Annotated in this window: 5 protein-coding genes, 3 tRNA genes and 1 rRNA gene (1 of these 9 only partly in view); 3 read left to right on the plus strand and 6 right to left on the minus strand. The window is 46.7% G+C overall.

The annotated features are described in order from the left end of the window. Positions 1-133 precede the first annotated feature (133 nt). Positions 134-874, minus strand: coding sequence for a GntR family transcriptional regulator (locus ACGHCT_RS20005; RefSeq protein WP_072854444.1), 741 nt, complete (start codon positions 872-874; stop codon positions 134-136). 266 nt (positions 875-1,140) lie between these two features. Between ACGHCT_RS20005 and ACGHCT_RS20010 the strand changes: the two genes are divergently transcribed. Further along, positions 1,141-3,861 (plus strand): response regulator, encoded by a 2,721-nt coding sequence (locus tag ACGHCT_RS20010; protein WP_072854443.1) that lies wholly within the window; start codon positions 1,141-1,143, stop codon positions 3,859-3,861. A gap of 57 nt (positions 3,862-3,918) precedes the next feature. Continuing rightward, positions 3,919-5,370, plus strand: a complete 1,452-nt coding sequence (locus ACGHCT_RS20015; protein ID WP_072854442.1) for a GntR family transcriptional regulator — start codon at positions 3,919-3,921, stop codon at positions 5,368-5,370. Here ACGHCT_RS20015 and ACGHCT_RS20020 read toward each other — a convergent pair. Further along, positions 5,365-7,164 (minus strand): glycerophosphodiester phosphodiesterase family protein, encoded by a 1,800-nt coding sequence (locus ACGHCT_RS20020; RefSeq protein WP_390437311.1) that lies wholly within the window; start codon positions 7,162-7,164, stop codon positions 5,365-5,367. The genes ACGHCT_RS20015 and ACGHCT_RS20020 overlap by 6 nt on opposite strands. A 425-nt stretch (positions 7,165-7,589) precedes the next feature. Here ACGHCT_RS20020 and ACGHCT_RS20025 point away from each other — a divergent pair, with 425 nt between their 5' ends. Next, on the plus strand, positions 7,590-8,042 hold the full coding sequence (locus ACGHCT_RS20025; RefSeq protein ID WP_072854440.1) for a hypothetical protein: 453 nt from the start codon (positions 7,590-7,592) through the stop codon (positions 8,040-8,042). Positions 8,043-8,370: 328 nt separating this feature from the next. Here ACGHCT_RS20025 and ACGHCT_RS20030 read toward each other — a convergent pair. From ACGHCT_RS20030 to ACGHCT_RS20045, 4 genes are all read right to left on the minus strand, one after another. Continuing rightward, positions 8,371-8,442, minus strand: a tRNA-Cys gene (locus ACGHCT_RS20030). Positions 8,443-8,496: 54 nt separating this feature from the next. Then, positions 8,497-8,568: transfer RNA gene (locus ACGHCT_RS20035), tRNA-Glu, on the minus strand. A gap of 25 nt (positions 8,569-8,593) precedes the next feature. Next, positions 8,594-8,665, minus strand: a tRNA-Asn gene (locus tag ACGHCT_RS20040). Between the two features lie 166 nt (positions 8,666-8,831). Then, positions 8,832-10,774: ribosomal RNA gene (locus tag ACGHCT_RS20045) — 23S ribosomal RNA — on the minus strand (it continues 949 nt past the right edge of the window).

A 10,774-nucleotide genomic window follows, 5' to 3' on the forward strand; every position in this document is an offset into this window, starting at 1 on the left:
AAAATTTCTACAAGAAAAATTTTATCTTTTTTATTTTGCAGCATGTTCCCCATTGGTTCAGGGGAAAAACAGAACCAGTTTCCCAAGGCCCTGCCTTTTGGAAAACTGGTTCTGTCTGTTCCATTATTTTACGTTAAGCGTTATTTTCTGATGCTATCTGATCAATATAGAATTTATATTTGTCTGTCCGGTAATAACAGTGGAAACGTTCCACCGGAAGTTCCTCCCCGTCCATCATTCCATAAGTCGTACATCCAAACTTAATGAGAGGCATACCCACCCCTATGTCCAGATACTCGGCGATCTCGTCTGTAGCCAAAACAGCTTCCAGAGTTCTTCTCGCCTTTGTAAGCGTACAGCCGTACTCACTGTTCAGGGTCTCGTACAGGGACTCTGCCGCAAAATCATGCCGGTCTATCCTGGGAAAAAGCTTATACGGGAGATTTGTCACCGTGTAATTCAACGGCTCCCCGCTGGCATACAATACCCTGCCAAGGCGGAAAACTTCCTCCCCCGGAAGAAGTCCCAGTGCTTTCGCCCTGCTCCTGTCTGCAGGCACTATCTGAGATACAATCACTCGTTTCGTAGGGGTCATCCCCATCTTCCTGACATCCTCTGTACAGCTTGTAATGGCAAATAAGTCATGGCTGTTCTCATCTGTCTTTACATAGGTGCCTTTTCCCTGCACCTTATACAGATATCCCTCCATAACCAGTTCATCCACGGCCTTGCGGATGGTAATCCTGCTCACCTGATAGTAATCCATAAGGATCCGCTCGCTGGGTATGGTTTCCCCCGCAGTATACTCCTCCGTCTCAATTTTCCTGATAATATCCTTTTTTATCACATAATACTTGGGTGCTTTTTCTTCCATCCTCTTATCCCTCTCACATTTTTGCAAATGCTCTGGGCAGGTTCTCACGCTGGCGCAGAACCTGCTTATAAATACAATAGTATCATATTTGCATGCAAAACAAAAGCAAAAATCACCCGTTACTCCAGTGTTCCTGCCGCCGGCGGGCCGCCCGCAGAAATCACAGGATTGTATTGCTTTTACAGGTTTGATTAGATATAATATGATCTAGATTACCGCAATACGGCCCCATCAAATACATTTATCATTAACAAAGGAGAACTTTTATGGAAGGTTACCGGGACACCTTTACAGACACCCTTGGCATAAGTGCCAGCAAATATAGATTAGATAAGGAACTCACCCTCCTTTGTGCAAATGAATATTTTTACCAGAGCACGGGGTATACCGCATCCGAATACCAGACGCTCTTTCCAAGTCTGTCTCAATACTATGAGAGACACCGCAAGGAATTTCGCAAAATAAAAGACACCGCTTTTGCTGCCCTCGAAAGCGGAGAGAAGACTTTTACCCTGGACTGCCGGATGCCCCGAAAGGACAATGACAGCAGATGGGTCCGCATGGCAGGCACTATCACCCGGGACCCCTCCAATGAGTATCCTGTTCTTCTGGCCGTATATACGGATATCCATGACATTATTTCGGCCCGGGAAGAGAAAACCCGGTATTTTGAATGGATGATGGATGAATATGTTGGAAATGTCTATATCAGCGATATGGATACCTACGAGCTTCTATTTGTAAATACTGTTGCATGTGAGACGCTTCAGGCACGCAGCGAATCCATATTGGGAAGGAAATGCTACGAAGTAATTCAGGGACGTACCTCTCCCTGTCCCTTTTGTACCAATGACAGGCTGCAGGAAGATGCATTTTACCGATGGGAATTTGATAACCCTGTGCTGCAACGGACCTTTATGATTAAAAACCGTATTGTAAACTGGAAAGGCCGCAGAGCCCGTATCGAGCTGTCTCATGATATGTACAGCACGGAATACAAACTTGCCAAGAAGGACAGGGAGAGGGAATCCCTTCTCAGAACCATCCCCGGCGGTTTTGTACGGATTGACGCCAGAGACTGCCAGTCCATCCTCTGGTACGGGGCTGAATTTCTGCAGGTGATTGGCTACACGAAAGAACAGCTTGAAAAGGAACTCCATTATCGGTGCACCTATATTCACCCTGAGGATAAGAGCCGTGTAACAGCGGTTATGCAGAAGATTCGTGAAACAGGGGAAAGCGCAGTGATAGAGGCCAGAGTAATCTCTCACCATGGAGAGATCAAAATTCTGACCATGACGTTATGCTACATAAGCGGGGAGGACAGCTGGGATGGGATCCCCTCCTACTACCGGGTAGGGATTGATGTAACCCGGGAACGGGAAGAGCAGGAGCGCCAGCGCCGGGCTTTGGAAGATGCCTACCGTACAGCACAGGTGGCCAGTTCTGCAAAAACCAATTTCCTGTCTTCCATGTCCCATGATATCCGTACTCCTATGAACGCCATTATGGGAATGGCCGCCATTGCCCAGGCTAGTCTCGGCTCACCGGAAAAGGTGCATGACTGCCTGAATAAAATTAATGTCTCCAGCCGCCATCTTCTCAGTCTTATTAACGAAGTATTGGATATGTCTAAAATAGAAAGCGGAAAAATTGATCTTATGCCGGAGGAGGTTAATCTTCCGGAGCTTACACAAAATGTAGCAGATATGTGCAAACCGCTCATTGCAGAAAAGCAGCTGGAATTCCAGATCAGTGTGGGACAGGTCCGCCACGAAAAAATCATAGCGGACGGCGACCGCCTGCAGCAAGTCTTCATGAACCTTTTGTCCAATGCTATTAAATATACCCCAGACGGAGGAAAGATTAGTCTGTTCATCAACGAGCTTCCCTCCCTGAATCCACAGAAAGCCCAGTTTGAATTTATTATCCGGGATAACGGGATTGGTATGGAAAGCGACTATATTCCTCATATCTTTGAGCCCTTCTCCAGAGCGGAGGATTCCCGCATCAGCAAGATTCAGGGAACGGGACTAGGCATGGCCATTACAGAGAATATTGTGAGGATGATGAACGGTTCTATCGATGTCAAAAGTCAGCCGGGGGAAGGCTCACAGTTTACAGTTTCCGTTCAGTTTGCGTGGATCAATGAGGAAGAGGTTTGCGACAAAGAATTAGAAGGACTCCCTGTACTGGTAGTAGACGACGATGAGGTTGTCTGTGAGAATGCCACAGCACTTCTGAATGAGCTGGGCATGCGGGGATATTGGGTACTATCAGGCCTTGAAGCTGTGGAGAGCGTGGCCCGTGCCCATGACCGGCAGGATGATTACTTTGCTGTTATCCTGGATTGGCAGATGCCAAAGATGGATGGACTGGAAACCCTGAAAGCCATAAGAGAACAGCTTGGGGATCATGTCCCAATCATTATCATCTCCGCCTATGACTACTCCAACATTGAAGATGAGTTTGTCCGTGCAGGGGCAGACGCCTTTATTAGCAAGCCTCTCTTTAAATCTAAAATGCTCCATGTTCTGCAGCTATTCCTCTCCACCAGTCATCAGGATTCTCTTGATGTCCCCGCAGAGGTAAACCATCCGGGACTGCCCGGAAAGCATATTCTTCTTGCTGAGGATAATGATTTGAATCGTGAGATTGCCACTGAACTGCTTGAGATGCGGGGATTAACTGTGGATGCGGTGGAAAACGGCCTCCATGCGGCAGATGCCTTCCGGACTTCTCCCCCCGGTTACTATGCCGCCGTACTTATGGATATTCAGATGCCTGAGATGGACGGCTATACCGCCACTAAAACGATCCGCTCCATGAAGCGGAAGGACGCACATACCATTCCCATTCTGGCCCTGACTGCCAACGCTTTCGTGGCTGATGTGGGCAAGGCGCGCAGTGTGGGAATGAATGACCATATTGCAAAACCTATTGATGTAGAGCAGCTGATGCATGTACTGCAGAAATGGATCGGTTAACCATGAATCCTCCAACAGTTATTTTACCAATTGTCTGAGAAATGAAAGGATGTACATATGTCTTACTCCAACAGTCAGGAACAAACCATTTACCGGAGTCTTGCCGGACAGATTCAGCTGGGCTTTTTTGACCATGGGGAGCGCTTCCCATCTGCCAAAGAGATTGCTTTGGGATATGGAGTCTCTTATTGTCCGGCCCAGAGGGCACTAAAGCGCCTTGAGACAAATGGCCTTGTCCGGCTTTGCCGGGGAAAACCAACGGTTATCCTGGCAAAGCCATATGCGAATTACCTTGACAGCACGGTGTTTCGAAACCGTGCAGCCGCCGTGGAAGATCTCTGCAAAAGCCTCCATCTGATTTCCCCTGCTATCTGTATGCAGGGTATGTATGCGATAGCGCCCTCTGCTTCCCCCAAAGAGGCTGGGCAGGAGCCCGGCCCAATTCATTACGGGAAGTTTCTTTACAAAACCTTTCATCAGTATCTTCACGCCCTGGGCAGCCGCACGGTATTAAGTCTGTACTATGATATCGGTTTCTTTACAGAAAGCGCCTTCCTTGATATCCTGAATGCCCTTTATGGAAAGGAAGAGGCGGACTTGCTGTTAGAAAGAACTGCCGTCTCCCTCCTGCAGTGTGCACAGAACGCTTCCCAAAAGACTCCCCGGCTGCTTATTCAGCAGCTGGAGTCCCTAAGTACAGCTTTCTTTGAGAGGATTGGCCAATACCTTAGGAATACCCACATGCTCCGGGGGGAAAAGGAGCCTTTTGTCTGGGAACCCCATAAAGGAAGAACCCGCTACTGTGATATTGTGGCCATCGACCTGATCTGCAAAATCAATCAGGGTCTATACCCTATTGGAACCTTGCTGCCCAACGGTTCCGTTTTAGCAGATATCTATCACGTGTCTCCTATTACAATCCGCCGCACCATGCAATTGCTCAATCAGCTGGGTGTAGCAAAGACTCTCAATGGAGTGGGCACCCGTGTAATTTTTCCTGGAGACTCCAGTATTCCCTATAAACTAAAGACACTGACTTTTGACGATAATCTGAGGGACTTTCTGGAGGCCCTTCAATTCCTGTCTGTCACGGGTGAATCTGTAATAAAATTCAGCTTTCCCAGTTTCACGGAAGCATACCTTTTATCCATTCAGCAGGCTTTGTCCATCCCTCAGGAAAAAAAATCTATGGTCTCTGTCATCAGCGCATGTATGCAGGCTGTAGTTCACTGCTGTCCGCTTGCTTCTATTCAGGAAATATATCGTCAGATTACCATTTTGCTGCTGAAAGGAAGTGTCCTGCGGCTGGATGAGACCGGGGCGGAAACTGTTCCCGGCTGGCAGAGCCTATCCCAGTCAATGCTTCGCAGCCTCATTGACAGAGATACCGCTCAGTTTGCCCACAGCTGGGGAACATTGATGGATGATAATTTTATCTCAACTAAGAAAACGCTCTTGGAAATTGGAGTATCAGGAATTGACGGAATCATTCAGCCGGTACATTCATAATACCTTTTCTGCCAAATCCATTACCCACTCGCTTTGTCCCTTTGTGTTCAGTATATAAGAGGTGTAATACGTGTTGTCTGTGATAATTCCGTTTACCTGCATTTTTATCATCCTCTTCATACTTTTCTCATCGTTAATTGTCCATGCATAGACTTCTTTGTCCAGAACAGAGGCCTGTGCCAGCAGCTGGGGCGTAATAAAAGTTTCCTCAATGCTAAATGCATCTGCAGCGTTCAGTTCTGTCATATCCCCATAGGCTAACGCTGCAATATACACCGTTTTAAGATGGGGATCCAGCTCCTTCACACGTTCAAGGATGGAATAGTCCATTGATGCAACTGTGCACTGGGATTCAAAATGATATCTGCGGATTAACTCCACGGTTTTCTCTTCTAATTTCTGTTCATGTCCGCTGCTCTTCAATTCTATCATTAGATTTATCTTACCATCAGCCTCTTTTAACATATCCTCCAGTGTGGGAAGATACTCTCCTTCAAAGCCCTGCATTAAATGCTTTCCTATATCGTATCTTCTGCACTCTTCGTAGGTTACATCCCAAATCTTCTGTGATACTCCCGCAATCCGCTTAAAATCTGTATCATGCATCACTACAAGCACGCCGTCTTTTGTTTGCTGGACATCGATCTCCGCGGCGTCTGCCCCGCTTCGGATCGCTTCTTTCAGGGCAGCCAATGTATTCTCCGGTGCAAATACAGCTCCGGCCCTATGTGCCACAATCTGTATATTCTCATTCTTAAATATATCATTTTGAAGAGGATATATCATTTCTGCGTACAGAGTCACACAGAAAAAGGAGGCCAGCACCTGCAAACACTTATAGGCTTTCTTCCTCCAGGTACCTTTTCTCTTTACCGTATCTATCGTTATGCCCTGGTACTTATAGTATGCTGCCATGACTACAGAAATAAGAAAAACAGCCTGTACAGACGCAAAAAGAATCGTTCCCACAGCAGACTGTCTATAATAATAGAACCAGAATGCATACTCTGCCTCCCCGGGGCCCGCAGTAAATTTGGTCCAAAACAAAAGTGACAAAACATAAATTGCTTTACTCCCCAGGGCCATAACATGGATAAATAAACTTCCGATCAGAACAAACAAAAAGATTCTGATTCTTTTTCTTTTCCCCAGCTTTACACTTTTGATCCTGGCCTCCTTAAAGCTGCACGGATGTAACACAAATTCAGGAATACTGAAAATCCATCGAAGGAAATAGAATAAGAACAGCAAAGTGATACCAAAATACGCGAAACCAAGCAGCGGCTGTCCTTTTATAAACTCTAAAATGAAACCTGGTATCTTAAGTGAGCCCAGAGGACCTGACACAAAAACAATCCCGGTCAGAGGCATAAGAAGGAGTACTACAATACTCATCCCCAGATTCTTAGGCTGAAAGATAGCCAATGCCCTTTTGAGACTGTGAAGCAAAAGCCACCTTACCCCTGTTTTCCTTCCCTCACTGGCACAATCACAGTACAAAATGATTGCCGCTATCTCCACAAAGGAAACATAGATAAACAGAATAAAAAAGGCCAGGAGGGAGATAAGGGAGACGGGATGTTTCAATACCTCCAGTATATTCTGGTTTGTAAGATAGTTTACATCTGCCGCCTCCAGGGCATAGATAATCATACTCTCCCCAAACTGAGCCATAACAGTAAGTAAAATCTTATATATTACTTCGAACAAAAGAATCGCCGTCCAGTTCCATGTGAGTAATTTCCATACGGTTTTCGTTGACTCTGATATGCTTCTCCATCTGCTACTTTTCACAACATTTTTTCCTTTGCTTTAATTTTTTATCTGCCCCCGGGCAACAGATTTCATAAATAATTAAAAACTGCTCAAACAGCAGCTTGTCATTCTCTAGTGTTTCAAGAGCACGCCGGCCATACTCCTCTTCCGTACTGCAGCTGTTCGGAAGTCCAAGGCCGGTTTCTGGTCACGCCGAAAGACCGTACCTCCCGCTACAGCTCCATATAAGATAACCTCTTTTAGCTTATCCTTATACACTCCTTTTCATGCAAAACCCCAACCAGACAAAAGAGGAGAAGCGGTAGCTGCGTGGTGATTCAAAACAAAGGCAATTATCTTTTACATTGTAACCCTTCTGTTTTACCAATTTTTCCAGCATTCTTTATACAGATTTAAAGCGTTTTTGTTATACTACTCTAAATTTAACGTGAGGAGACGGTTCTATGATTGGAATAATAAGAAAGCTGATTTATTTTACCTTATTGCAGATTCTTGTATGGACTATAGTAGCAGCCGCCCTCAATTCTCCTTTTACCGATCCCCTGCCAGTAAGAACCTACATTCTTCTAACACTTTTCTTTGACATTATCTTTGCCTGCGGTTTATATGTTGAGCACAAAACAGGGCCTGCATTCCTGACTATACGGGAGCTGAATCTGTTACGTATATATCTCCCGGTTCTTTTTATTGCTGCAATCGCAGGACATTACTATAAGGATCCGGTTGGTATTACACTTTTATTTATTTTTATCTTCAACGTGACAGCCCCTGTTTTCTCCACAAACAATTTCTGGTTCTGTCATGAATGTGGAAAACGCTATGGTATCCGTATCTGGACTTCTAATCATTGTCCCCGTTGTGGTGCGAATCTCTCTAAAAAACGCTATCGCAATTAAAGTAGTAGCCTTAAAATAATTTCTTAGAAAAGCTTCTGAAATAACATAACGCCCAAAAGCCTTTTCCCAAATTTTCCCCTATAACCGTTCTAAAAGTATTCTTAGACGGTGGGGAGGTGCCAATAGACAATATTTCTTCTTTACTGGTCAGAACCACTGCCGGAGATCTGCCGCAGCAAAGCGCAAACGACAAAGATGTAGTAAAAATTCAGCCGCTGGATAATCCAACGGCTGAGAATAACAGGCACTTACGATTTACTGTATACATTTATACAACAAGAAATGCAACAAGAATTAAAAAAGCACCGATTTTACGGTACTTTTAGAGAGGCGCAGACCGGATTTGAACCGGTGGATACTGGTGTTGCAGACCATTGCCTTACCACTTGGCTACTGCGCCATACATTATATTATATTACCATATTTTCAAAAATATGCAAGTACTTTTTGAAAGTGACTCCAAGGGGATTTGAACCCCTGTTACCGCCGTGAAAGGGCGGTGTCTTAACCGCTTGACCATGGAGCCTTCTCGTTTCTTTACAGTAAAAAAGCTCCCCGAGTTGGGCTCGAACCAACAACCCTTCGGTTAACAGCCGAATGCTCTACCATTGAGCTATCGAGGATTACTTCTCTTTATTAAAAGTATTTCCATACCTTCAAAACCACATACACGATTATACATCTTTTTTTTCCACTTTGCAACACTTTTCCGTTGTACTTAGATTTGCCTTTCACCAGTTCCGGCCCGACTTGCGTCTCGCCTCACTGCCTTCGGCTTCCCTAAGTGTTCAGGTCAAGCCCTCGACCGATTAGTAACAGTCAGCTCCATGCATTGCTGCACTTCCACCTCTGCCCTATCTACCTCGTCGTCTTCAAGGGGTCTTACTTCTTCTAAAGAATGGGATATCTCATCTTGAGGGGGGCTTCACGCTTAGATGCCTTCAGCGTTTATCCCTTCCCGACTTGGCTACCCGGCCGTGCTCCTGGCGGAACAACCGGTACACCAGTGGTCAGTCCAACCCGGTCCTCTCGTACTAAGGTCAGCTCCTCTCAAATATCCTACGCCCACGCCGGATAGGGACCGAACTGTCTCACGACGTTCTGAACCCAGCTCGCGTACCGCTTTAATGGGCGAACAGCCCAACCCTTGGGACCTACTACAGCCCCAGGATGCGATGAGCCGACATCGAGGTGCCAAACCACTCCGTCGATGTGAACTCTTGGGAGTGATAAGCCTGTTATCCCCAGGGTAGCTTTTATCCGTTGAGCGATGGCAATCCCACTTTATACCACCGGATCACTAAGTCCTACTTTCGTACCTGCTCCACCCGTCGGTGTCGCAGTCAAGCTCCCTTCTGCCTTTGCACTCTTCGAATGGTTTCCGACCATTCTGAGGGAACCTTTGAGCGCCTCCGATACCCTTTCGGAGGCGACCGCCCCAGTCAAACTCCCCGCCTGACATTGTCCCACCGCCGGGTCACGGCGGTTGGTTAGAAACCCAATACTGCAAGGGTGGTATCCCAACATTGACTCCATGGCAACTGGCGTCACCACTTCTTCGTCTCCCACCTATCCTGTACATGCAATACCGAATCCCAGTATCAAGCTGGAGTAAAGCTCCATGGGGTCTTTCCGTCCTGGCGCAGGTAACCAGCATCTTCACTGGTACTTCAATTTCACCGGATGCATTGTCGAGACAGTGCTCAAATCATTACGCCTTTCGTGCGGGTCGGAACTTACCCGACAAGGAATTTCGCTACCTTAGGACCGTTATAGTTACGGCCGCCGTTTACTGGGGCTTAAGTTCAAAGCTTCGACTTGCGTCTAACCTCTCCCCTTAACCTTCCAGCACCGGGCAGGCGTCAGCCCATATACCTCACCTTTCGGTTTTGCATAGACCTGTGTTTTTGCTAAACAGTTGCTTGAGCCTATTCTCTGCGGCCACCTTTCGGTGGCACCCCTTCTCCCGAAGTTACGGGGTCATTTTGCCGAGTTCCTTAACAATGCTTCTTCCGTCGGCCTTAGGATTCTCTCCTCATCCACCTGTGTCGGTTTACGGTACGGGTACAATATAAACAATAGCGGCTTTTCTTGACGGCCGGCTCATGGGCTTCCCTACTTTAGTTCGGTCCGCATCACGCCTTCGGATTGTTCAGCGGATTTGCCTACTGAACTCCTACCTCGCTTGCACCGGATTTTCCGTTTCCGGCTCCCACTTTCCTTCCGTGTCCCCACAGTTCTGTTATATTGCAGTACAGGAATCTCAACCTGTTGTCCATCGGCTACGGCTTTCGCCCTCGCCTTAGGCCCCGACTTACCCAGAGCAGATCAGCTTTACTCTGGAAACCTTAGATATTCGGCCAAAAGGATTCTCACCTTTTTCTCGCTACTCATTCCGGCATTCTCTCTTCTTAACACTCCACGGCTCCTTACGGTACCGCTTCTTCGCGTTAACAATGCTCCTCTACCAATCACTTGCGTGATTCCTCAGCTTCGGTGTCGTGTTTCAGCCCCGGACATTTTCGGCGCAGGACCTCTCGACTAGTGAGCTATTACGCACTCTTTGAATGCATGGCTGCTTCTGAGCCAACATCCTAGTTGTCTTCGAAATCCCACATCCTTTTCCACTTAACACGCACTTTGGGACCTTAGCTGGAGGTCTGGGCTCTTTCCCTTTCGACTGCCCAACTTATCTCGTGCAGTCTGACTCCCGATAATCAATTACACGGCAT

The organism is Lactonifactor longoviformis, assembly GCF_042848515.1.
Classification (GTDB): Bacteria; Bacillota; Clostridia; order Lachnospirales; family Lachnospiraceae; genus Lactonifactor; species Lactonifactor longoviformis.

What these genes read in the sequence shown, in the direction of transcription:
- ACGHCT_RS20005 (WP_072854444.1), bottom strand. Translation starts at nt 874, where the DNA reads ATGGAAGAAAAAGCACCCAAGTATTATGTGATAAAAAAGGATATTATC.
- ACGHCT_RS20010 (WP_072854443.1), top strand. Translation starts at nt 1,141, where the DNA reads ATGGAAGGTTACCGGGACACCTTTACAGACACCCTTGGCATAAGTGCC.
- ACGHCT_RS20015 (WP_072854442.1), top strand. Translation starts at nt 3,919, where the DNA reads ATGTCTTACTCCAACAGTCAGGAACAAACCATTTACCGGAGTCTTGCC.
- ACGHCT_RS20025 (WP_072854440.1), top strand. Translation starts at nt 7,590, where the DNA reads ATGATTGGAATAATAAGAAAGCTGATTTATTTTACCTTATTGCAGATT.